The sequence below is a fragment of the Lentzea sp. NPDC051213 genome, assembly GCF_044455585.1.
In the GTDB taxonomy this organism is placed as follows: domain Bacteria; phylum Actinomycetota; class Actinomycetes; order Mycobacteriales; family Pseudonocardiaceae; genus Lentzea.
Window position 1 is genome coordinate 275,542 of record NZ_JBITEX010000009.1, and the last position, 20,607, is coordinate 296,148.

The 20,607-nt window shown below is 67.2% G+C and carries 25 protein-coding genes; 13 read left to right on the plus strand and 12 right to left on the minus strand.

The window, feature by feature from the left end:
- Positions 1-3: 3 nt before the first annotated feature.
- The 4 genes from thiL to ACIA8G_RS35545 form a co-directional block, all read right to left on the minus strand.
- The gene (thiL, locus tag ACIA8G_RS35530; protein ID WP_396423128.1) at positions 4-1,056 is read right to left on the minus strand and encodes a thiamine-phosphate kinase; all 1,053 of its coding nucleotides are present in this window, start codon (positions 1,054-1,056) and stop codon (positions 4-6) included.
- Positions 1,053-1,715 carry a hypothetical protein gene (locus tag ACIA8G_RS35535; RefSeq protein WP_396423129.1) on the minus strand — a complete coding sequence of 221 codons (663 nt, stop codon included), beginning with the start codon at positions 1,713-1,715 and terminating at the stop codon, positions 1,053-1,055. The genes thiL and ACIA8G_RS35535 overlap by 4 nt, the downstream gene beginning before the upstream one ends.
- Positions 1,716-2,181: 466 nt before the next feature.
- Positions 2,182-2,415 (minus strand): hypothetical protein, encoded by a 234-nt coding sequence (locus ACIA8G_RS35540; protein ID WP_396423130.1) that lies wholly within the window; start codon positions 2,413-2,415, stop codon positions 2,182-2,184.
- Between the two features lie 34 nt (positions 2,416-2,449).
- Positions 2,450-2,638 (minus strand): hypothetical protein, encoded by a 189-nt coding sequence (locus tag ACIA8G_RS35545; protein ID WP_396423131.1) that lies wholly within the window; start codon positions 2,636-2,638, stop codon positions 2,450-2,452.
- 356 nt (positions 2,639-2,994) lie between these two features.
- On the opposite strand from ACIA8G_RS35545, the gene ACIA8G_RS35550 reads away from it, so the two are divergent.
- Positions 2,995-3,819, plus strand: coding sequence for an SDR family NAD(P)-dependent oxidoreductase (locus ACIA8G_RS35550; protein ID WP_396423132.1), 825 nt, complete (start codon positions 2,995-2,997; stop codon positions 3,817-3,819).
- Between the two features lie 19 nt (positions 3,820-3,838).
- The gene (locus ACIA8G_RS35555) at positions 3,839-4,165 is read left to right on the plus strand and encodes a hypothetical protein (protein WP_396423133.1); all 327 of its coding nucleotides are present in this window, start codon (positions 3,839-3,841) and stop codon (positions 4,163-4,165) included.
- Here ACIA8G_RS35555 and ACIA8G_RS35560 read toward each other — a convergent pair.
- Positions 4,149-4,967 (minus strand): serine hydrolase domain-containing protein, encoded by an 819-nt coding sequence (locus tag ACIA8G_RS35560; RefSeq protein ID WP_396423134.1) that lies wholly within the window; start codon positions 4,965-4,967, stop codon positions 4,149-4,151. The two genes, ACIA8G_RS35555 and ACIA8G_RS35560, sit on opposite strands and share 17 nt — an antisense overlap.
- 23 nt (positions 4,968-4,990) lie before the next feature.
- On the opposite strand from ACIA8G_RS35560, the gene ACIA8G_RS35565 reads away from it, so the two are divergent.
- Positions 4,991-5,902, plus strand: a complete 912-nt coding sequence (locus tag ACIA8G_RS35565; protein ID WP_396423135.1) for a ribonuclease Z — start codon at positions 4,991-4,993, stop codon at positions 5,900-5,902.
- On the opposite strand, the gene ACIA8G_RS35570 is transcribed toward ACIA8G_RS35565, so the two are convergent.
- Complete coding sequence (locus ACIA8G_RS35570) at positions 5,847-6,704, minus strand: NAD-dependent epimerase/dehydratase family protein (protein WP_396423136.1); 858 nt, start codon at positions 6,702-6,704, stop codon at positions 5,847-5,849. The genes ACIA8G_RS35565 and ACIA8G_RS35570 overlap by 56 nt on opposite strands.
- 66 nt (positions 6,705-6,770) lie before the next feature.
- On the opposite strand from ACIA8G_RS35570, the gene ACIA8G_RS35575 reads away from it, so the two are divergent.
- A complete protein-coding gene (locus tag ACIA8G_RS35575; RefSeq protein ID WP_396423137.1) occupies positions 6,771-6,992 on the plus strand; it encodes a hypothetical protein in 222 nt (73 codons plus the stop codon).
- A 127-nt stretch (positions 6,993-7,119) separates the two neighbouring features.
- On the opposite strand, the gene ACIA8G_RS35580 is transcribed toward ACIA8G_RS35575, so the two are convergent.
- Positions 7,120-7,293 (minus strand): hypothetical protein, encoded by a 174-nt coding sequence (locus ACIA8G_RS35580; protein WP_396423138.1) that lies wholly within the window; start codon positions 7,291-7,293, stop codon positions 7,120-7,122.
- 33 nt (positions 7,294-7,326) lie between these two features.
- On the opposite strand from ACIA8G_RS35580, the gene ACIA8G_RS35585 reads away from it, so the two are divergent.
- The gene (locus ACIA8G_RS35585; RefSeq protein ID WP_396423139.1) at positions 7,327-8,565 is read left to right on the plus strand and encodes a hypothetical protein; all 1,239 of its coding nucleotides are present in this window, start codon (positions 7,327-7,329) and stop codon (positions 8,563-8,565) included.
- Between the two features lie 6 nt (positions 8,566-8,571).
- Here ACIA8G_RS35585 and ACIA8G_RS35590 read toward each other — a convergent pair whose 3' ends face one another.
- Positions 8,572-9,336, minus strand: coding sequence for a hypothetical protein (locus ACIA8G_RS35590; RefSeq protein ID WP_396423140.1), 765 nt, complete (start codon positions 9,334-9,336; stop codon positions 8,572-8,574).
- A gap of 61 nt (positions 9,337-9,397) precedes the next feature.
- Here ACIA8G_RS35590 and ACIA8G_RS35595 point away from each other — a divergent pair, with 61 nt between their 5' ends.
- Together ACIA8G_RS35595 and ACIA8G_RS35600 are read left to right on the plus strand one after the other, a co-directional pair.
- The gene (locus ACIA8G_RS35595; RefSeq protein ID WP_396423141.1) at positions 9,398-10,603 is read left to right on the plus strand and encodes a DNA cytosine methyltransferase; all 1,206 of its coding nucleotides are present in this window, start codon (positions 9,398-9,400) and stop codon (positions 10,601-10,603) included.
- Positions 10,604-10,914: 311 nt separating this feature from the next.
- Entirely contained in the window at positions 10,915-12,126 is a 1,212-nt protein-coding gene (locus ACIA8G_RS35600) for a Cys-Gln thioester bond-forming surface protein (protein WP_396423142.1), read from the plus strand.
- 73 nt (positions 12,127-12,199) lie between these two features.
- Here the strand turns inward: ACIA8G_RS35600 and ACIA8G_RS35605 are convergent, their stop codons facing one another.
- The gene (locus tag ACIA8G_RS35605; RefSeq protein ID WP_396423143.1) at positions 12,200-13,513 is read right to left on the minus strand and encodes a BNR-4 repeat-containing protein; all 1,314 of its coding nucleotides are present in this window, start codon (positions 13,511-13,513) and stop codon (positions 12,200-12,202) included.
- A gap of 191 nt (positions 13,514-13,704) precedes the next feature.
- On the opposite strand from ACIA8G_RS35605, the gene ACIA8G_RS35610 reads away from it, so the two are divergent.
- The 5 genes from ACIA8G_RS35610 (at position 13,705) to ACIA8G_RS35630 (ending at position 15,601) form a co-directional block, all read left to right on the plus strand.
- Positions 13,705-13,878, plus strand: coding sequence for an antitoxin (locus tag ACIA8G_RS35610; protein ID WP_396423144.1), 174 nt, complete (start codon positions 13,705-13,707; stop codon positions 13,876-13,878).
- Positions 13,875-14,516: a putative glycolipid-binding domain-containing protein gene (locus ACIA8G_RS35615; protein WP_396423145.1), complete on the plus strand. Its 642-nt coding sequence runs from the start codon at positions 13,875-13,877 to the stop codon at positions 14,514-14,516. The genes ACIA8G_RS35610 and ACIA8G_RS35615 overlap by 4 nt, the downstream gene beginning before the upstream one ends.
- 83 nt (positions 14,517-14,599) lie before the next feature.
- The gene (locus ACIA8G_RS35620; RefSeq protein WP_396423146.1) at positions 14,600-14,740 is read left to right on the plus strand and encodes a hypothetical protein; all 141 of its coding nucleotides are present in this window, start codon (positions 14,600-14,602) and stop codon (positions 14,738-14,740) included.
- 33 nt (positions 14,741-14,773) lie between these two features.
- Entirely contained in the window at positions 14,774-15,430 is a 657-nt protein-coding gene (locus tag ACIA8G_RS35625) for a DUF5753 domain-containing protein (RefSeq protein WP_396423147.1), read from the plus strand.
- Positions 15,431-15,442: 12 nt separating this feature from the next.
- Positions 15,443-15,601 (plus strand): DUF397 domain-containing protein, encoded by a 159-nt coding sequence (locus tag ACIA8G_RS35630; RefSeq protein WP_396423148.1) that lies wholly within the window; start codon positions 15,443-15,445, stop codon positions 15,599-15,601.
- Here the strand turns inward: ACIA8G_RS35630 and ACIA8G_RS35635 are convergent.
- Together ACIA8G_RS35635 and ACIA8G_RS35640 are read right to left on the minus strand one after the other, a co-directional pair.
- On the minus strand, positions 15,585-17,699 hold the full coding sequence (locus ACIA8G_RS35635; protein ID WP_396423149.1) for a DPP IV N-terminal domain-containing protein: 2,115 nt from the start codon (positions 17,697-17,699) through the stop codon (positions 15,585-15,587). The genes ACIA8G_RS35630 and ACIA8G_RS35635 overlap by 17 nt on opposite strands.
- Before the next feature lie 32 nt (positions 17,700-17,731).
- Positions 17,732-18,337 carry a DUF4097 family beta strand repeat-containing protein gene (locus ACIA8G_RS35640; protein WP_396423150.1) on the minus strand — a complete coding sequence of 202 codons (606 nt, stop codon included), beginning with the start codon at positions 18,335-18,337 and terminating at the stop codon, positions 17,732-17,734.
- Between the two features lie 197 nt (positions 18,338-18,534).
- Between ACIA8G_RS35640 and ACIA8G_RS35645 the strand changes: the two genes are divergently transcribed.
- A complete protein-coding gene (locus tag ACIA8G_RS35645) occupies positions 18,535-19,248 on the plus strand; it encodes a helix-turn-helix domain-containing protein (protein WP_396423151.1) in 714 nt (237 codons plus the stop codon).
- Between the two features lie 157 nt (positions 19,249-19,405).
- Here the strand turns inward: ACIA8G_RS35645 and ACIA8G_RS35650 are convergent, their stop codons facing one another.
- The gene (locus ACIA8G_RS35650; RefSeq protein WP_396423152.1) at positions 19,406-20,590 is read right to left on the minus strand and encodes a thiolase family protein; all 1,185 of its coding nucleotides are present in this window, start codon (positions 20,588-20,590) and stop codon (positions 19,406-19,408) included.
- Positions 20,591-20,607 lie beyond the last annotated feature (17 nt).

Sequence of the window (20,607 nt, forward strand, 5' to 3'; positions counted from 1 at the left end):
CCATTACCTGCCGACTTCTTCGGGAGCGTGTCTCCACGCCTCACCGGGCAGGGATGCGTGACTGCCATCGGATCTGCGCAGCAGGACCTCGCCGGAGTCGGTGACCTCACCGATCACGTGCAGCGCCATCTGTTTCCTCAGCTGGTCGACGGCGTCGGGAGGTGCTGTAAAGGTGAGCTCGAAGTCGACGGAATCGCCGAAGACGAACACGAACGGATCCAGGCCCAGATGGCGAGCGACCGCGGCGACGGATGCGGGTACCGGAACGGAGTCTTCGAAGACAGTGATCCCGACCCCACTGGCTGACGCGATGCATTCGATGGTCGCCTTCAGTCCGTCTGACGTGTCCTGGCAGGACGTGACGCGTCTGCTGGCGGCGAGCGCGATTCCCTCGTCGACCCGTGCGCTGGGGTACCGCCAGCTGTCGAGCATCGTGTCCAGATGCAGGTTGTCGACGGTTGGACTGGGCTTCTTCGCGCGGAGATAATCCATGGCGGCTCCGGCCAACCCGGTCGGGGCGGTGATGCAGACAAGATCGCCGAGCTTTGCACCGCTGCGGAACAGTGCAGTCCCACGCCGGCAGGTACCGAGCGCCGATGCGGACAGGATCAACCTCTCGGCACTGCCGATGTCGCCGCCGATGTTGGGACAGCGGAACCTCGTGCAGGCGTCTTTGATGCCTTGCATGATGCTTTCGAATGACTCGTCGCTCATGTCCGACGGATAACGCACAACGGACAGCAGACCGATGGGGTGTGCACCCATGGCGGCGATGTCGCTCAAGTTGGCTGCAACAAGATAATAGCCCAGGTTGTACTCACTGAGGTGACCCATTTCGTATAGGCGGAACTTGGTGCCCCGGACGTAGTCGGAACCCACCACCAACTCGTGCTCGCCGCTCAAGCGGAAGACCGCGCAGTCGTCTTGGGCGTCTGCTCCGGCGATGAGGTCGACGGTGCTTCTTTCGTCCACCACGATCTGCTCGGTCTCGGTGGACTGGTCGCGGAAGAGACTCGCAATGATGTTCGCAAGCCGGGTGGGTTCGTCGGATCTCATCGTGACCAGCTTTCGACCAGTTTCATCGTTCGACGCAGGCAGTCCTTGCGAACGATCACCGCGTAGTCCCATTCGGGATCGGGGATGTCGAGAGTCGTGCCGACAATGGAGCGGAGGTACTGACGTTTCTGGTTTCCGTTCGGCATGTACACGCGACTGTGCCCTCGGTGGTGGCGCAGGAAGTAGGGCGATTCAAGCCACGGCGGGTTGCGGAGGTCGGTGATCGATTCGAGGTCGACGTACGAGAGCGCGTCGCTGATCAGCAGCTCGTCCACAGCAGACGCGTCGACCGGGAGCAGGTGGAGGTGGGCGTGAGTGATGCACGCATGAGTTTCGTGGTCGACACCTGAACCGTGTTCCAAGATCAGCGGTTCGCCGAACGTATGGCGGTACATGCTCGTGATGTCGCTCAGTAGTTCTTCGGTTTCGCCGGGGTGGTCGCCGAGCACTTGGGCGAACGACAGGTAGTGCTTGCGGGGGAGTAACAGGAGGTGGCCCGTTACAAGAGGTGACATGTCGGCGAGCACTTCGAAGTTCGCAGTGGACCAGGCTCGCCGATGTGGCGGGTCGCCTTCGTAGAATCGGCTGAACGACGTCTCGGTGGCTCCGGCGATTTCCTCGCAGAAGTCTGCGCCATCGCACTGCGACATGTTGATCACCTGCGACCCCTTGTGTCGAACTTCGGACATCGCCTTGGGCAACGTGTCTGAGATCGTGGCGCAGTTCGATGGCGAATCAGTGCGTGCTGGCCGAGGTTAGCTCGAATGTCGCAACCGGATTAATGGACATTCTATGGACATCAATCTCCGTATCGCTTTGGTGGCGAATTCCGGCTGGTCGGGAATTCGTTCGGATGGCTGGTGGCAATTTGATGTCGGATGGAATCGTTGCGGCCGTGGCAGGTGGCATGCGCGGCGCAGCGCTCCCTCAGTTCACGCATGGGGCCAGCCCCCCGAACCCCTGCCGGGCCTTCGCCTCCGGACCCCGGCCAGCTGGCGCTTCGCGCCTAGATGGCCTCGTCTCTGGGACGCGTTTATCGGACATCAGCACCAGACGACGGGGATGCCGGTTTCGACTGACGCCCTGAAGAGCTTGGCCAGGGTGTTGACGGAGTAGGTGAAGAAGTCAGGGCTCTGCGGCTGGGGTGCGGACTGCAAGGCTGCGGGATGCGGATCCGATCGGATGGATCGGGAGCGTCACGGAATGCGGACCATCGGTGAACGTCACCTTGCCCTCGGCGACTCCCTGTCGGAAGCGCGTGGAGCAGAACACCTCGCCGGAGTCCACGAGGACGAAGAAGCCGTTGAGGTCCAAGCCCATCTGGGCCTTGGCGGTCATCACGACCAGGCCGCCGTACACGTGGATCTGCTCCCAGATGACCTCGCCGGTGTGTTCACCAGCCAGGTGAAGAGCTCCAGTTCGGAGAGTGCGGCCGCAGCCGAGGACGACGGGTGGCGCCGCCGTTGCCATCGGGCAGCGTGGTGTGCAGGACGGAGAAGTGGTCCCGGCCTAGCAAGGCCAGTTCGTGCTGGAAGCCGTGGTACAACGTCCAGTTGCCAACGTTCTCGAAGGCGTGGTCCATGCGGGCGGGCGCCTTCTCCCCACTGATCCAGGGCGGCGTGGAGTTCCTCGTTGCCCTTGTAGGGGACCGAGAGGGCGAAGAACCTTTCCTCGATCACGATCAGGCCGGTGAGGCAGGCCGGCGGCGTGGCCTTGACGTCCCGCCAGCAGCGGCAGCGCACGAAGCCGTCGATCCCCCATGAAGTGCACATTCGGCTGTGAACGAACCTGAACGGCGCACACTTTTCACAGCGGTTGATCTGCGGAAGCGTTTGGGAAGCAACCGGTCGTCGCGACACGTACGCCGTTCGGCGCCCCCACCCGCCACTCAACGACGCGACTGAGCACTCAGTTAGTGGGACTCGCCACACTCGAGGTATGGGGATTCTGGCGGGCAAGGCCGTGGTCATCACCGGCGCGGGACAGGGCCTGGGGCGGGCGTTCGCCACCCACGCCGCCGCAGCCGGAGCCGCTGTAGTGGTCAACGACGTCGACGGCCCGCTGGCGACGCAGGTCGCTGAGCTCATCACCCTCAAAGGCGGGAGGGCCGTCACCAGCCCCGGCAGTGTCGCGGACCCCGCGCAGGCCGAGGCGATGGTGGACACCTGCACGGCGGCGTTCGGCCGGATCGACGGGCTCGTCAACAACGCGGGCATCCGGTACCAGGCGGACCTGGGTCACGACGACCCGGCGAGGATGCGCGAGCTCATCGAGATCAACGTGCTCGGCACGCTCTACTGCACCAACGCGGCCGTGCAGAGCATGCGGCGCGGGTCGATCGTCAACCTCGGCTCGGTGGCGATGGTCGGGCAGCCGACCGCGCTCACGTACTCCGCGTCCAAGGGGGCCGTCGCGAGCATCACGTCCGGTGCGGCGGCTGAGCTGCACGATCGGGGGATCCGGGTCAACGCGGTGTGCCCGATCGCCTGGACGCGGATGTCGGTGGCGGATACCAAGGCCGTCGTGCCCAGTCCGCCGCCGGAGACGATCGCGCCGCTGGTCACGTACCTGCTGAGCGATCTTGCGGCGAAGGTCACCGGGCAGTTGATCAGGTTTGCCAGGGGGCGGCTGCACGTCATGTTGCAGACCTCGCCGAAGGAACCCCTGCTCGAGCGGGACGAGTGGGACCTCGACAGCATCGCCGAGGCCTTCGAGCGGCAGCTCGTGCCCGAGGATCCGGCCTGGGTCAGGTGGGGACGCTGATCCCCGTACCGTTTCCGGTGTGGAGCAGCGCGAGATCATGCAGCGGGCGCTCGGCGTCCTGACGCTCAGCTACGACGGCGCGGAGTCGAACGACTACCTGCGCATGGCCCTCAAGTCGTTGCAGGAGGGCGTGTTCAGCTACGAGGTCAAGGTCGACGGCGAGGTGAACGAGGCCAGCGCCCAGGCGATCAAGCAGGCCATGGACCAGGTGCTTTCGCAGTTCGGCTGGTTCACCGCCGGGCTGCTCTACGCGTTCCACGGCGTCGCTCAGGCGTACGAGAACGACTACGAGGACGCCGACGTGCAGGAGATCCTCCGGCAGTTGGCTCTCAGGCTCGCTGACTGAGTTCCGCGCGCACGCCGTCGGAGAACGGCGTCCACGCCTCGACGGCCCACGGGCCGAAGCGCAGGTCCGTCAGCGCGACGCAGGCGGCGGAGATGTCCGGGTCGACCCACAGGAACGTGCCGGACTGGCCGAAGTGGCCGAACGTCCGCGGCGAGTGGGAGAGGCCGGTCCAGTGCGGCGACTTGCCGTCGCGGATCTCGAAGCCGAGGCCCCAGTCGTTCGGCTTCTGCATGCCGTAACCAGGCAGAACGCCGTTCAGGCCGGGGAACACCACTGAGGTCGCCTCGGCGACCAGCGATTCCGAAACCAGCTTCGGCGAGAGCAACTCCAAGGCGAAGAGCGCCAGGTCTCCGGCAGAAGACTCGGCACCGGCGCCCGCCGAACCGACCAGGGCCGACGAGTTCATCCCCAGCGGCGCGAACACGGCTTCGTGCAGGTATTCGGAGAAAGGGATCCCGGAAGCCTCAGCAACAAACGCCGCCAGCACGTCGAACCCGGCGTTCGAGTAGATCCGGCGGGTGCCCGGCGCGGCCTGGACCTCGGGCTTGTCGAACGCGTACCCGGCCGTGTGCGAGATCAGGTGCCGCACGGTGGCTCCAGGAGGCCCGGCCGGCTGGTCCCACTCGACCGCGCCCTCCTCGACGGCGACGAGCACCGCGTAGGACGTGAGCAGCTTCGTCACCGACGCGAGCGGGAACACGCGCTGCTGGTCGCCCAGCGATCCGACCACGGCCCCCGAGGACACGACGGCCACCGCCACGTTGTCGACCGGCCAGGAGGCCGCCACTTCCACGCTCCGCATGGGACAGACGTTAACGTTCGGGGGTGACAGTCCGGGAACTGATCGTCCTGGGAACGGCCAGCCAGGTTCCCACGCGCCAGCGCAACCACAACGGCTATCTGCTGAGGTGGGACGGCGAGGGCTTCCTGTTCGACCCAGGCGACGGCAGCCAGCGGCAGCTCCTGCGGTCGGGTGCCGCTGCGAGCGACATCACGCGGATCTGCCTCACGCACTTCCACGGCGACCACTGCCTGGGCGTCCCCGGCATCGTGCAGAGGCTCTCTCTCGACCGCGTCCAGCACACCGTGCACGCGCATTTCCCGCGATCAGGCGCGCATTTCTTCGAACGCCTCCGCTACGCGAGCGCCTTTTACGACGCCGCGGACATCAAAGAGGAGCCGGTCGACGACGACGGGCTCGTCGCGGAGGGCAAGTTCGGCAGGCTCGAGGCGTACCGGCTGGACCACGGCATCGACTCGTTCGGTTACCGGCTGGTCGAACCGGACGGCCACCGGATGCTCCCGGAAAAGCTCAAGGAACACGGCATCTTGGGGCCGCAGGTGCGCGTCCTTCAGCAGCAGGGCGAGCTCGACGGCATCAAGCTGGCCGACGTCAGCGAACCCAGGAAAGGCCAGCGGTTCGCCTTCGTCATGGACACCCGGATGTGCGACAACATCTACGAGCTGGCCGACAACGCGGACATGCTGGTGATCGAGTCGACCTATCTCGCCCGCGACACGAAACTCGCCGGCGACCACGGCCACCTCACCGCCCAGCAGGCCGCCCGCGTCGCGCAGGACTGCAAGGTCCGGAAACTCGTTCTGACCCATTTCTCGCAGCGCTACGAGGATCCCGCCGAATTTCAGGCCGAGGCGGCGAACGAGTTCGACGGCGAGATCGTCATCGCGAAGGACCTGGACCGGGTACAGGTGCCGAAGCGAGCCACTGGTCCCTGACGATCTCCGCGAGCGACGAGTGGGCTGGCTTCCAGCCCAACGCCCGCAGCCGCGTCACGTCGGCCCGCTGGACCGGCGCCTCACCGGGATGCGCGGGCCGCCAGGTCACGTCCACGGACCGCCCGGTGACCTCGGCAACGGTCGTCAGCACGTCCCGCACGGACGCGGGCGTCGCCGCGACGTTGTAGACGGAGGACGTGCCCACCGTGCAAGCCTCCAGGGCCACGACGAAGGCAGCAGCAACGTCGCGTACGTGCACGAAGTCACGCACGGCCGTGCCGTCCCCGTAGACCTCCATCCCCGGCACCGTGCCGGCGGCGCAGGCCACTGCTCGGGTGATCACCCGAGTGGTGTCGGAGTCGCCACCTCCGGCGACGTTGAACAGACGCAGCGTGGTCGCCCCGATCCGGCCGGACCGCGCCGCCCACGCCGCGAGATCCTCGGCCGCCGCCTTGGTCGCCGCATATGGAGAAGAAGGTTCCCGAACCGATTCCTCCGTCAGCGGCGAGGAGGAGGGCCGATACACGGCGCCAGTCGACGCGAGGAGGAATCGCTGCCCCCGCAACGCCTTCAGCAGGTTCAGCGTTCCGGCCACATTGGTCTCGTAGTACGAAAGTGGATCTTCGAACGACTCCCGTACGCGGGCGACGCCGGCTAGGTGGATGACGGCGTCCGCGTCCACTGAGTGGAACGGTTCGGAGAGGCGTTGACGGGACAAAACAGGTTCATGCCCGTGAACCTGCAGCTCACGCACCACGGCACGGCCGACATACCCAGTGGCACCGGTCACTAGAACTCGCACAAGTTGACCCTAAAGGTCCACCCGAGTCGCGCCGATAACACACGAGTGAGTTACCCCCATCGCGCTATGCACACGAGCATCGCCGGGCTCCTGCACGATCACGCCGTGCACGAGTTCAAGCGGCAGGAGTTCTTGCGCAACGTGGCCGACATCGTCGGAGCCGCACCCGCGCCCGAGCAGGCGCCTGCCGAACTCACCGCGCCACTGCCACCGCTTCCGTCGGTCCGCTCCAAGCGCAGCTTCCTCAACGCTGTCGACCAGGTGCTTCGGGCCGCCGCCCGCTCGTAGGGCGCGCACAGATCATCGCCTGATCCAACATTCATCCGGCCGTTGCCGGACCGTGCTTCGACACACATACCGGGTGGCTCTACGCTACGCGTCACCCGGCGATCGCCGGTCACGTCCTCCGCTTCTCTTAAGCGAGTTTTCGGCGATGAATCATGTCCTTGCAGCGCTCAACGAGCGCCTCGGCAGGTTGTTCGGTGACCGGCTGGTAGTTCTGGCCGGTGGTACGCGTTTGGCGAAGCGCGCGCACGAGCTCCATACGCTCGGTGCCCGCCATACGCTCGTGCTGGATACCGATGATCATGCCCCGCTGCATGATTCGGTTATCGCCCGCTGGGTGTCGCTGGGCATCAAGGGCGGCTTCGTCGCGGTCGAGCAGCGCCGTCTCGGCAAGCTGCTGACCAAGCCGAGCGCCGAGGTCCGCGCGATCCTGCGCGACTTCGACGCCGAGGCCGAGGCCGTCGTGATCAGCACGCCCTACAACGAGATCGACACCTTCCAGGGGCGTCCGGTGCTCAACGCGCGCCGCCGCGAGTGGGTCGAGCTCGAGAACAAGACCACGATCGACGCGCTCTGGGACGAGCTTTCCGCGCCCCGCGCGCCCGCGATCGTGTTCGACCTCGACTTCGAACGCCTCTGGGGCGCCACCGAGATCCTGGACCGCGGCGCGGGCGTCGTCTGGTCCGGTGACGGCCCGGCGATCAACGGTGGTGCGAACTTCGTGCGCCGCGTGCGGTCGTACGAAGAGGCCAAGGAAGCCTTCGACGTGCTCGCACCCAAGTGCGACCAGGTCCGCGTGATGCCGTTCCTGGAAGGCATTCCGGTGAGCGTGCACGGCATCGTGTTCCCGGACGGCACCGCGGTGCTGCGCCCGATCGAGATGGTCGTGCCGCGCCGCCAGGGCCAGGCCAAGTTCCTCTACGCGGGCTGTGCGTCCTTTTACGACCCGCCTGTGTGGATCCGCGACGAGATGCGCAACCTGGCCCGCCGCGTCGGCGAGCACCTGCGCGAGACCGTCGACTACCGCGGCACGTTCACGCTGGACGGCATCGCGACCGAGGACGGCTTCCTGCCGACCGAGATCAACACCCGCTACGGCGGCGCGATGGTGTGCTTCGAGGACGCCGTCCCGACGCTGCCGCTCGCGCTCGTGCAGGTCGCGCTGGTCGCCGGCTGGGACCTCGGCATCTCGTCGATGCAGTTCGAGGAGCTCGTGCTGCAGGCCGCGGACAACATCCGATCCGGCGCGGTGGGCGCGAACGTGCGCGCTGTGCAGCCGACGACGGTGGACGAGCGCCGGGTCATCTTCACCGGCTGGGCGTGCCGCCTGGCGCACCCGGAGGAGCCCGCGCACGCCACGCTTCGCCTCAGCCCGTCGCCGATCGGCGGACGCCTCGACCTCGACCTGCACCGCGAGAACATGGCCGTTGGCGCGCCCGTGGCGGCACTGACCGTCGCGGCGTTCGCACTGGCCGACCAGGAGTGGGGGACGGGCCTCGGCGCCCTGGAACCCGCGATCGCGATCGAGGACTCCCAGCCGGTCGAGCAGGCGATCGAAGAGGCCGTCACCGCCTAGTCAGACCTACCAGGCGCCCTCATCGCCGTACGCGGAGATGAGGGCGAACCGGTAGCCCATCAGCGCCGCGGCGACCTCACGTGGCTGGTGCGCGGGCCGGACCAGCCCTTCGCCGAGCACCTTCGGCCGGGGCTGGTCCACGCCGAGTAACTCGGGTTCCCGCTTCAGCAGCGTCACGGCGATCTCTGCGGCGTCCGCGAGCATGTCCTCGCCCGGCAGGTCGGTCATGTCCCCGATCAGCCCGAGGACGAACGACGGCTGCTTCTCCGGCACCGCGCACGCCAGCGCGACGAGGCACGCCACCCGTTCGGAGGCCAGCGCCTCGAAGATCTTCGGCGCGCCCTGGGCGACCGCGTGCCGGGTCTGCGTGAGCCAGTCCGGTGCGGTGCGGGGGAGTTCGCGGCCCAGCGCGTTCCACCGGCGGTGCGTGCGCCGGCCGTCCTCGGTGAACCCCTTGCCCGCCAACGCCAGCGCGGCGAGCAGGAAGATCACCCGGTCGCGTACGTCCCCGGCGACCTTGTACGAGGCACCCAGTTCCACCAGGTAGGGCACGGCGCAGAACGAGGCCTCGGAGACCGTGTCGTCGGTCAGCAGCCGGTCGGCGAGCGCGGCCAGCGCGTCCAGGCGCACGTCGGCGGACGGGTCCATCAGGGAGCGCAGCAGGCGCGGTACACGACCGGCGCCACCTCGGCCGTCGTACACCTCGACCCAGGAAATCCTGTCGAGGCCACGCAACGGATCAGGCCGTTGCCACGCACGCGGCAGCTCCATGCGCAGGAAGGTACGGGATGTCACGGAAGGCCCCACGGCGCCTCGCCCGTACGATCTCGCCGTGTCCTTCTCGGTGGCCGACATCTTCTCGGGTGCGGGCGGCATGAGCTTCGGCTTCCACGCCCACCGCGACTTCCGGGTCGTCGGTGCCGCGGACGCCCAGATCGGCAAGCCGTCCAGCCGCCTCGGTTCGTTGCGGTGCAACGACACCTACCGCGCGAACATCGGCGTCGACCCGTTGGAGGTCGACCTCTCGAAGGTGTCGCCCGCGGCGTTGCGCGAGGTCTGGGGGCTGCGGCGCGGTCAGCTGGACGTGCTGCTCGCGTGCCCGCCGTGCTCGGGTTTCAGCCGCCTCACCGCGCAGAACCACCTGCGCGACGACCCGCGGAACTCGCTGGTCGGCCGGATCGCCGTGTACGCGCAGGAGCTGCGCCCGAAGGTCGTGGTCGTCGAGAACGCCCGCGAGCTCGTGAAAGGCAGGCAGCGCCACCACTTCGACAGCCTGGCCGAGGAACTCACCCGGATCGGTTACACCGTCACCGGCGGCACGCACATGCTGTCCAGGTTCGGCCTGCCGCAGCTGCGCGAGCGAACGCTCATGGTGGCGGTGGACGAGGGCCTGCCGTTGCGCACGCTGGACGACCTCTGGGAGGGCAGGCAGATCCGCCCGTCCGCGATCACGGTCCGGCGCGCGATCAGCAAGCTGCCGGTCGTCGCGGCCGGCGAGGCGCACCCGGAAGACCCCATTCACGTGTCGCCGACCTTTTCCCAGGACCGCAGCCTGGAAAGAATGCGTGCAATTCCCGCTAACGGCGGTTCGTGGGCGGATCTGCTCAGGTCGCCGGAGACCGCGGAGTTGTTGAATCCGGCACAACACAAGATCGTCGAACAGCAGAACTGGGGTTCGCACCCCGATGTCTACGGCCGCATGTGGTGGGACGAACCGGCCAGGACCATCAAGCGGGAATGCGGCCACGTCGGCAACGGGCGTTATGCGCACCCCGTGCAGCACCGACTCTGCACGGTGCGGGAGATGGCGCTCCTGCAGGGGTTTCCCAAGCAGTTCAGGTTCGACGTCTCGATTCTCGGGAACGCGTACCGGCACGTCGGCGACGCCGTTCCGCCGCTCATCGCCTACCAGTTGGCCGGGCTGACCCGGTGGATTCTCACTGGCCGCCGCCCCGAGCCGCGGGAGATGTGCCTGCGCGGCACTTCGTTGCGTCCGGGCGACATTCGCCAGGTGGAAGTTACCGAATTGGTGGCGTAGGTCCCTGAACCGTTGGTGTCGATCATCCGTAGCGGGTCGTCGGCTATTGATAACTGTTCGGCAACGAATTTAACGTCACCTGACAAAATGAATGCATCGCAGACCTATCCACTGTGGACACCCTGAGTATGTTTTCGCTGGTCACGCACTGTTTGTGGTGATCGCTATACCTCACCCGGTCGTGTGTAACCCGATCGGATACTGTGCCGTCGCTTCCTGTCGGTTCTGTGTCGATGGCGACATGCCGACCGTCCCGACGGGCGACTGACTTCCCACCGCGTTCGGGCTAACTTCAGCGAACAAGGAGACCCATGGCTTCCGGGTTGAGGATCGGCACGGCGCTGCTCGGCGCCACCGCCGTTCTGGCATTCACTGCACTTCCGGCCTACGCCGACGTCAAGATCACGCCGGACCGCGGCGGCCAGGAGAAGGGCCACGACGTGGTCCTGAAGCCGGTCGGCAACATCAGCGACCCGAACGAGCTCAAGCAGGACACGTCGGTCATCAAGCTGCGCATCGAGGACGACGAGAAGCGCTCGACCGTCCTCACCTACTGCGTCGAGCTGCCGACGCCGCTCGAGGACGGCGACGTCCTCAAGGAAGCGCCGTGGGGCACGCACCCCAACAAGAAGTCCAAGTTCCCGCAGAACGCGGGCAAGGTCCTCTGGATCCTGCAGAACTCCTACCCCGGCCAGTCCATGGCCGAGGTGAAGAAGGCGTTCGGCGACCAGTTCGACAAGGAGGAGACGATCGCCGCCACGCAGGCCGCGATCTGGCACTTCTCGGACGAGGCTGAGCTGGACCCGGACAAGACCGACGCCGACGTCGTGAAGCTGTACGAGCGTCTGGTGAAGGACGCCGTCACGAACGAGATCAAGGAACAGCCGAAGCCGACGCTGGAGATCGACCCCGCGTCGAAGTCTGGCAAGTCCGGCGAGAAGATCGGCCCGTTCAAGGTCACGACCACGGCCTCCGAGGTCAAGCTGACCGCGGACCTCCCCCAGGGCGTCACCATCACCGACGCGCAGGGCAACCCGCTCGCCGTGCAGAAGAAGGGCCAGGAGCTGGCCGTTCAGGGCACCGGCGAGAAGGTCACCGAGTTCTTCGTGAACGTTCCGGCGAACGCGCCGAACGGCAACGCGACCTTCAACCTCTCGGCCGAGGCCGAGATCGCGATCGGCCGCCTGTTCGTCGCGCACAACAAGAAGCAGGACGACAAGGCGCAGTCGCTGGTCGTCGCGCAGCCGCAGAAGGCCAAGGTCGAGAAGGAGGCCAAGGCCGACTGGAAGCTCGAGGTCAAGCCGTCCGAGCCGACCACGCCGTCCTCCACGGTTCCCACGGTCCCGTCCGAGACCCCGACCACGTCGTCCACCCCGAACAACCCGGCTCCGGGTGGCAGCGGTGACGACGACCTCGCCTCGACCGGTGCCTCGATCATGTGGCCGCTGCTCGGTGGTCTGGCGCTCGTCGGCGCCGGTGTCGGTGCGCTGTTCGTGGTCCGTCGCAAGAAGGCCGGCGCCTGATAGCAAGCGCCTCACAGACGAACGCCCCCTGGTTCCGCGCCGGTCCAGGGGGCGTTTGCCGTTTGCGGAACGGTTAGCGGCGGCTGATGCCCGCCACGGTGATGTCTCCGTCCGCGATCGCGACGTCTCGGTTGGAAGACGCACCCGAGAAGATCGCCCGCGCCGGGTCGCGGAAGTTCTCCACGATCTCGACGCGCTGCACCGGCTTGGCCGTCGGGATCACGGCTTCCGGAGTCCACGTGCGACCGAACCGCACCAGGTAGGTGTTCACGTTCGGCTTGCCGTCCTCGGTGGCGTAGACGCGCCAGGTGAACGGGTCGATCGGTTCCATTTCACGAGTGCGCAGTCCCCGCGCCACTTCCTTGGTCTCCCAAGAGCGACCGTTCCAAGTGGACATGTAGTTGCGCATCGGGCCCTTGTCCGGGTCGCCCATGAACCACAACAGGAACGGGCGGCCCAGCGTCGTGCCGACCTGCTGGATGTAGTCGGGTGACTTCACGGCGTTCGGCAGGGTCAGCGGGGTCTCCGCGACCTTGAGATGCGTCTCCTGGTCGGCGTCGTCGATCTGGGTGCCCAGATCCTTGCCTGCCGCCGAGTAGAAGTGCCGGTTCCGCGGGTCGAACCACGTGTAGTAGATGTTGCGGTGGTAGCGGTCGTGCAGATGTCCTTCCGTGCCACCACCCGCGAGCGTGTAGACGATCCGCACGCGGCCGTTGTCCTCCTGCCGCAGCTGACCGATGTAGATCTCGTTCATGTTGTCCGCGCGGGAGGTCGAGCCGATCGCGAACCGGTCACCGGTCAGCTCCGTGGAGTTCTTCCACGTCTTGCCGTTGTCCTTGGACACCACGTAGAGCATCGGACGCGTGTCCGTGGGCGTCACGTGGTCGAGGTCCCGGGTCGTCTCGCGGTAGAAGACGTAGATCGTGCCGTCGCGCGTGACGAACGGCATCGGGTACGTGGCCGCGTTCTTCGAGATCAGCGTCTCTTCCCAGACACCGTCCGCCGAGTGCGCCTCTGGCGAACGTGACATGCGCAGCTCGATGTTGTGCATGCCGCGGAAGATGAGCAGGTGCCCGTCCCTGGCCTGGACCATGGTCGGGTAGTTGTGCGCGTCCGAGTCGCCGTCCGCGATCCGGTTGGGCGTCGACCAGGTGGCCTTGCGGTGGTCGTACGACTGGACGTAGCTGTCCTCGTACTGACCGGCCCACGAGATGAAAGTCTTGCCGACCTTCTTGTCGTACACCCCACCCGCGACCGGGCGCCGGTCGCTCCTGGCCGCGACGTTCGTGGCCGTGGCCGTCACCGTGAACTTCGCTTTGCCCTGAATGTCGGCTGTGGCGTTGGCCGACGGGGTAGCGACTAGTGGCAACAGCAGTACTGCGGACATAACTCCACGCAGGAGCCGTGTCATCTTGGCGATCCTCCTGGTTCTGGCCGCTGAAGGCGGCCGACCAGGCGGCGGCGCCGTCATCATGCTTTTCGCAGAGCCGACTTGTCCAGGCGGAGTTAGCGTGATCGCGGACTATCACCACGCGGGGGCCTCTCGGGTACCCTGCGTCAGGAGCGGAGGAGCGCCACATGAACTTCGACGAGATCAAGAACAAGGCCCTGGACCTGGCTGAGGAGAACCACGAGAAGGTCGACCAGGGCATCGACGCGGCGGCAGGGTTCGTCGCTGGGAAGTTCGGTCACGACGAGCAGGTCGACTCGGTTGCCGAGAAGATCAAGGACATCCTTCCGGGTGGAGAGTGAACTCCTTCAACGCCACTGACGCAGGGCGGGTCACCTCGAACGCGGAGACCCGCTCCCCGGCTGCCCGCCGGCCAGAGATGATCACCTGGCAGGGCATCCACGAGCCACGGCTGGAGCAGGTCCGCCTGCTCCTGTCGAGCGACCAGCGCCTGCGCGCGACCGGACGCCTGGTCGCCGCCGGCCCCGACGAGCACTTCAACGCCTCCTTCGAGGTGTCGGTCGGCGAGAGCGGCCAGGTCAACCGGCTGCTGCTGCGCACGGCAACGGTTCTGGAGGAGCGCCAGTGCTCCTTGTCGAGGACCGAGGACGGCGCCTGGCTCGTCGACCACGGCCAGGGCAGCAAGCGCGAGACGTTCAACGACGCGCTGGACGTCGACGTGCAGTTCTCCGTGCTGTTCAACGCCATCCCGATCCGGCGGCTGGGGCTGCACCGTTCCGAGGGCGAGCACAACCTGCCCGTCGTGCGGGTGTCGTTGCCCGACCTGTCGGTCAAGGCCGTGACGCAGACGTACAAGACGGTGTCGGTCGGCGACGACGTTTCGGTGGTGCGGTTCAAGAGCGGCGGGTTCGAGCAGAACATCAAGGTCGACCCGAACGGCCTCGTGGTGGAGTACCCGCTGATCTCGAAGCGCATTTAGAACCCTTCCAAGAAGTACTTCCTTCGTGGCGAGTCGGCGCCTGGCGCTGGATGGAAGGGTCGCGGCCTTCTAGCTTCCCGACCATGCCGAAACGAACTTCGAGCGTGGTGGGCCGCTCGTTCGGTGATGGTGTTCGTGACGCCATCGGGCGGGCGGGGATGACCCAGCGCAGGCTCGCTGAGTTGCTCGGCTGGGAAGAGGCCAAGGTCTCCGACCTGGTCTAGGGCAAGGGCGGGGTCAACGAGGTCGAGCTGGCGATGCTGCTCGGCCTCTGCAACGTCAAGCCGGACGAGGCGCGGCGGCTGCTCGCGTTGTTCAAGGAGTCGCGCGAGAAGGGCTTCCTGGTCTTCCCCGAGGACGGGATCCCGGACCAGGTGCGCTCGTTGATCGAGCAGGAGCGCCTAGCCAACAAGATCACCGTCTGGTCGATGAACGTGATCCCCGGCCCGCTGCAGATCCCGGACTACATCCGCGCTCTCATCGAGCGGTCCGTACGCGCGCAGACGGTGAGCGCCGAGGAGATCATCGCCGCGAAGACGGCGCGGCAGGGGATCTTTCACTACAGCCGTGAGTTCGTCTTCTACATCCACGAACAGGCACTGCACCTGCCGGTGGGTGGCCTCGCGGTGATGCGGGAGCAGCTGCTCCACGTGCTCGCGATGGCGAACCGCCTGTACATCACCGTCAGGGTCGTGCCGATCTCCCTCGGAGCACATGCCGGGCTCTCCGGCTCCTTCCGGCTCCTCAGCTACGAGAAATACGAACCCGTGGTCTTCACGGAGACGGAGAACTCCAGCCTTTTCGTTGAGGACAAAGCATCCCTCCGCACGTACGTCGACGTGCTCGAGCTGCTCGACCACCAAGCGCTGGATGCGGAACAATCGAAGGAGCTGATCACCAGCATCCTTGGCTGAGGAGATGTTCCGATGTCGGTTTGGCGTAAGAGCAGCTACAGCCCTGTGGACAACTGCATCGAGGTCGGCCGTGGCATCGGCATCCGGGACAGCAAGGCGCCGACCACGCACCTGCCCGTCTCGGACAAGGCGTGGTCGGCGTTCCTGACCGAGGTCAGAAAATCTCGCTGAGCAACTCCGGCCCGATCGGGATCGGCGCGGGCCGGTAAGCAGGCGGCTCCACGCCCATCAGCGAGCGCACCAGGAAGTCCCAGCAGCGCGTCCGGACGTAGGACAGGCTGTCGAGGAACATGTGCTCGGCTCCCGGCACGATGAGCATCTCGAAGTCCTTGTTGGCGGCGATGAGCCGAGCCGCCAGCCGCAGCGTGTGGTCCACGTGCACCTGGTCGTCCATCTCACCGTGGACGAGCAGCAGCTTGCCCTCCAGCCTGTCGGCGATCTCCACGTTCGAGGAGCGGGCGTAGGCCTCTGGGTTGTCGGCGCCGTCGTAGGTCTCGATGAAGCCCACGTTGAAGAAGCGGGCGTCGTGCCAGCCGGACAGCGACGCTCCGGCCTTGTACGTCTGCGGGTGTGTCAGCAGCGCCCGCACGGTGGCGAAACCGCCTCCCGAGTGGCCCATCGCGCCGACCCGGTCGAGGTCCATCCACGGTCGGGACGCAGCCAGCTGGTGCAGGGCCGCGACGTGGTCGTCCAGGCTGCCGGCGTCGGCCAGGCGGCCGTAGCCACCGTCGTGGAAGGCTTTGCTGCGGCCCAGGGTGCCGCGGCCGTCGACCGCCATGACGACGAAACCGAGTGCTGCCAACGGTTCTGCGTCCATGCCCATGCCGCCGGGGTCGAAGGACGGGTCGACGCGGTTGGTCTGCGGGCCGGGGTAGATGGTGTCGACGACCGGATAGCTCTGAGCGGGGTCGAAGTCGCGTGGCCGGTACAGCACGCCGTAGATGTCGGTCTCGCCGTCGGCTGCCTTGACGCAGAAGCGTTCCGGTGCCGTCCAACCGACCGCGACGAGCCTCGTGATGTCGGCGCGCTCGACCTCGACGAGCACGCGGCCGGACCAGTCGCGCACCGTCGTCACCGGCGGGGTGTCCACAGTGGACGCCGAGTCGACGAAGTACTGCTTGGTCTCCGGCACCGTGACGACGTGGTCGAGCGAGTCGTCGGTGATGCGGGCGAATCCGGTGCCGTCCAGGTTGATCCGGCAGACCGAACGGCGGTACGGGTCTTCTGCCACGAGCCCGCCGGCCGTGAAGTAGACGACCCGTTCGGTCTCGTCGACGTGCAGGATCTGCCGCACCAGCCACTCGCCGGAGGTGACCTGGCCGAGCAGTTCGCCCGTGTTCAGGTCGTAGCGGTAGAGGTGGCCCCAGCCGTCGCGCTGCGAGAACCACAGCACCTCGTCGGCCAGCACGCGGACGATCGCCTGCTCGTAGATCCACTGGTTGGGCTCGACGCGGGTCTCGCCGGTCTCGCTGAGCACGACGGTCACCTCGCCGGTGGCCGGGTTCATCCGGTTCAGCGTGAGGGTGTGCTGGTCACGGGACTGGCTGAGGAAGTACACCGCCGAGCTGTCCGCGGCCCACCACGCCCAGCCGGTCGCGATCGGTGAGACCTGGGGCGTGATCAGCGGCTCGGTCTGGGCGCGCACGACGGTTCCGGAGGCGACGTCGAGCACGACCAGCTCGACCAGCGGGATGTGTTCGTCGCCGCCGTAGCCGTACCGCTGGGTCCGCACCGTCGGGGCACCTCCCGCGGCGGGTGCGGCCTCGGTCAGCAGGGTCTCCCGGACGTTGCGCTCGTCCGTCTGGTGCGCGAGCACCTTGGTCGAGTCGGGGGACCAGGCCAGCATCGGAGGCAGGTGGGGCAGGCCGAACTTGTTCATCAGCGTTTGGAAGCTCATGCAGTCCGGGCTGTAGCCGTAGCCGTAGTTCGGCTGGCCGTCGGTTGTCAGCGCCCACTCGTTCTCGCCGGACCGTGCCCAGAGGTCCTGGCCGCGGCGGGACACCGCGACCTTGCCGTCCGGCGAGGTGACCTCCAGCGGGTTGCCCGGCGCCGGCAGGAACGGGGTGGGGTCGAAGCCGGGCTCACGGGTGCCCGCCGCCGGGTCGACCAGCACGAACTGCTGGTCGGCACCGTCGCGCAGGGAGTACCAGAAGCGGGCACCGCCGTCGATCCACTGCGGCTTGACCTTGTCGCCGACGATGAGCTCGCCAGGGCTGGCGGGACGGCGGAGAAGCTGTTCTGCGGACTTGTAGTTCTCGGTGCTGCTCAAGGTGGTTCTCCCCAGTTCTTCGGTGTGGTCGGTCAGAGGCTGCGCGCGGAGATGTCGCCGTACGCGGTGGTGGCGCGGATGGTCAGATCCGGGGTGCCGTTGTTCTTGAGGGAGTTCTGGATCCGGCCGTAGGAGGTGCCGGCGTCCAGCGAGGCGGAGAGTCCGGCGGCGACGCCGACGGTGATGTCGCCCTTCTGGGTGCCGATCTCCGCAGAACCGGTGAGGCTGCCGATCGTGACGTCACCGGCCTGCGTGGTCAGCCGGACGTTCGCGGCCTCGTCGATCTTGATGTCGCTCTGCGCGGCCTCGAAGGCGATGTCACCGAGGCGTCCGACGCCGCGGAACTCGGCGCTGGCCGCCTTCGCCTCGACGCGGGAACCGGCGGGCAGCTGCACCGTGACCTCGACGACGCCGGACGCGCCGAGGATCTGGTTGCCGGTCTGGCCCTTGATCCGCAGGACACCGTCGGCGAACGCGACCTCGGTCTCCTCGGCGGCCTTCACGTCGCGGCTCTTCGAGGCGTCCGCGGGCCGGACCTCGACCGCGGTGTCGGCACGGTCCGCGGCGATGAACTGGATGCGCCCGGCGGGGATGTCGAGGATGGCGGCGATGGGGGCGGTGGTGGTGAAGGTCTGCATCTCTTGCTCCTGTAGCTCGTCGTTTCTGATAGGCGAAAAGCTACGTTGCGTTCATAGAAGTCGCCAACGAGCTTGTTGCGTTGAAGACGCATTAGTGCAGTTCAGAGGCCATAGATTGTTGCAATGGATCGTAAAACTAACGCAACGATCTCGCTTGATCGTTGCAATGGACTGACGGTGAACGCTATGCTCCCGGCATGCCAGGAGGCCGACTGACCCAGCAGGAGCGCCGGCAGATCGCCATCGGCCTGGCCGACGGCCTCGCCTACGCGGAGATCGCCAGAGCGCTCGACCGCCCCACCTCGACGGTCACCCGCGAGGTGATGCGCAACGGCGGTCCGGCCGGCTACAAGGCCGATCTCGCCCACCTCGCCACCGAACGCCGTGCCCAGCGCCGCAAGCAGGCAGCGCCCCGAGGCCGTCAGGTTCCCGAGCGGGCCGACGGACGCGATCCCGAGGCGGTGCGCGAGTTCGAGGAGGCGTTCTCCGGCATCTTCATGGCCCAGGGCCTGCCCAAGATGACGGCCAGGGCGCTCGCCAGCCTCTACGCCACCGACTCCGGCAGCCTCAGCGCCTCAGAGCTCGTCGGGCACCTGCAGGTCAGTCCGGCGTCGGTCTCGAAGGCCATGGCCTACCTGGAAAGTCAGGGCCTGATCGGTCACGAGCGCGACGAACGCCGCCGTGAGCGCTACGTCGTCGACGACGGCGACATCTGGTACCAGTCGATGATCGCCAGCGCCGCGGGCACCACGCGACTGGCCGAGGCGGCACGGAACGGCTCCGGCGTCCTCGGCAGCGGCACCCCGGCCGCCACCCGGCTGGAGAACATCGCACGGTTCCTGGACTTCGTGTCCGAGAGCATCGTCCGCGCCGCCGAGCAGGCCCGCGACATCCTGCACACGAAGGACTAGTGGCGTGGCTCAGAACGTTGCCGGGGAATTCGCGTTCAGACGGGTGCATCGTGGTGCCGCCCCCACGTCCTCATACTGGATGTATGTGGGCGTGGGGGCGGTGCCGCGAGACGCCCTGCTGAGCGTGAATTACCCGCCCACGGTCTGAGTCACGCCACTAGACGCGGACCGCGACCGCCACGCCCTGACCGACACCCACACAAGCCGCGGCAATGCCCACGCCGCCACCACGCGCCCGCAGGTGACGACACACGTCGATGATCACGCGCGGCATCGAGGCCCCGAGCGGGTGCCCGTAGGCGATCGCGCCACCGTGCACGTTCACCTTCTCCTTGTCGATCTCGGGAAGGTGGTGCAGCACCGAGAGAGCCATCGCGGCGAACGCCTCGTTGATCTCCCACAGGTCGACGTCGGCCGCATCAAGATGCAGGCGCTTCAACAACTTCCGGATCGCCGACACCGGCGCGATGGTGAACCGGTGCGGCTCCTCGCCGGTGGTCGCACTGCCCAGCACCTCACCCAGCGGCTCGACACCCAGCTCCGCCGCGATCGCCTCGGTGCCCAGCAGGGCAGCCAAAGCGCCGTCGTTGAGAGGCGAGGCGTTGCCCGCCGTCACCGTGCCGTGCTCGGAGAACGCCGGCTTGAGCTTCCCGAGCTTCTCCAGGCTGGTGTCCGCGCGGACGTTCTCGTCGCGCCGCACCGCGGACCCGTCCGGCACCTGCACGGGGAACGCGAACCCGTCGTGCACACCCGCATCCCACGCCGCCGCCGCACGCCGGTGAGACCGCAACGCGAAGGTGTCCATCTGCTCGCGCGTGATGCCGAGCTCGAAAGCCACGTTCTCCGCGGCCAGCCCCAACGGCACCGTGTAGTGCTTGGGCATGCGCGGGTTCACCAGGCGCCAGCCCAGGGCCGTGGACACGGTCTCGATGCGGTCCGGGAACGCCCTGTCCGGCCGCGCCGTCACGAACGGCGCCCGGCTCATGCCCTCGACGCCACCGGCGACGATCAGGTCGGCGTCGCCCGCCGCCAACGCCCGCGCGCCCTGGATGATCGCCTCTCCGCCCGAGGCGCAGAGCCGGTTCAGGGTCACGCCCGGCACAGAGACCGGCAGGCCCGCCAGCAGCGCCGCCATGCGGGCGACGTTGCGGTTGTCCTCGCCGGCGCCGTTCGCGTCGCCCAGCAGCACGTCGTCGATGCGCGCCAGGTCCAGCGACGGGTAGCGGCGCAGCAGGTCGACGATCGGCAGCGCCGCGAGGTCGTCCACCCGGATGCCGGACAGACCTCCCCGGTACCTGCCGAACGGCGTGCGGGCGGCGTCGATGATCAGTGCGCGGGCCATACCCCCATCTTGCGGTA

Excerpts from the sequence above, each read along its gene's own strand:
- thiL (WP_396423128.1), bottom strand. The coding sequence starts at position 1,056 with ATGAGATCCGACGAACCCACCCGGCTTGCGAACATCATTGCGAGTCTC.
- ACIA8G_RS35545 (WP_396423131.1), bottom strand. The coding sequence starts at position 2,638 with ATGGACCACGCCTTCGAGAACGTTGGCAACTGGACGTTGTACCACGGC.
- ACIA8G_RS35550 (WP_396423132.1), top strand. The coding sequence starts at position 2,995 with ATGGGGATTCTGGCGGGCAAGGCCGTGGTCATCACCGGCGCGGGACAG.
- ACIA8G_RS35560 (WP_396423134.1), bottom strand. The coding sequence starts at position 4,967 with ATGCGGAGCGTGGAAGTGGCGGCCTCCTGGCCGGTCGACAACGTGGCG.
- ACIA8G_RS35575 (WP_396423137.1), top strand. The coding sequence starts at position 6,771 with ATGCACACGAGCATCGCCGGGCTCCTGCACGATCACGCCGTGCACGAG.
- ACIA8G_RS35580 (WP_396423138.1), bottom strand. The coding sequence starts at position 7,293 with ATGATCATCGGTATCCAGCACGAGCGTATGGCGGGCACCGAGCGTATG.
- ACIA8G_RS35590 (WP_396423140.1), bottom strand. The coding sequence starts at position 9,336 with ATGGAGCTGCCGCGTGCGTGGCAACGGCCTGATCCGTTGCGTGGCCTC.
- ACIA8G_RS35600 (WP_396423142.1), top strand. The coding sequence starts at position 10,915 with ATGGCTTCCGGGTTGAGGATCGGCACGGCGCTGCTCGGCGCCACCGCC.
- ACIA8G_RS35605 (WP_396423143.1), bottom strand. The coding sequence starts at position 13,513 with ATGTCCGCAGTACTGCTGTTGCCACTAGTCGCTACCCCGTCGGCCAAC.
- ACIA8G_RS35610 (WP_396423144.1), top strand. The coding sequence starts at position 13,705 with ATGAACTTCGACGAGATCAAGAACAAGGCCCTGGACCTGGCTGAGGAG.
- ACIA8G_RS35620 (WP_396423146.1), top strand. The coding sequence starts at position 14,600 with ATGCCGAAACGAACTTCGAGCGTGGTGGGCCGCTCGTTCGGTGATGGT.
- ACIA8G_RS35625 (WP_396423147.1), top strand. The coding sequence starts at position 14,774 with ATGCTGCTCGGCCTCTGCAACGTCAAGCCGGACGAGGCGCGGCGGCTG.
- ACIA8G_RS35630 (WP_396423148.1), top strand. The coding sequence starts at position 15,443 with ATGTCGGTTTGGCGTAAGAGCAGCTACAGCCCTGTGGACAACTGCATC.
- ACIA8G_RS35640 (WP_396423150.1), bottom strand. The coding sequence starts at position 18,337 with ATGCAGACCTTCACCACCACCGCCCCCATCGCCGCCATCCTCGACATC.
- ACIA8G_RS35645 (WP_396423151.1), top strand. The coding sequence starts at position 18,535 with ATGCCAGGAGGCCGACTGACCCAGCAGGAGCGCCGGCAGATCGCCATC.
- ACIA8G_RS35650 (WP_396423152.1), bottom strand. The coding sequence starts at position 20,590 with ATGGCCCGCGCACTGATCATCGACGCCGCCCGCACGCCGTTCGGCAGG.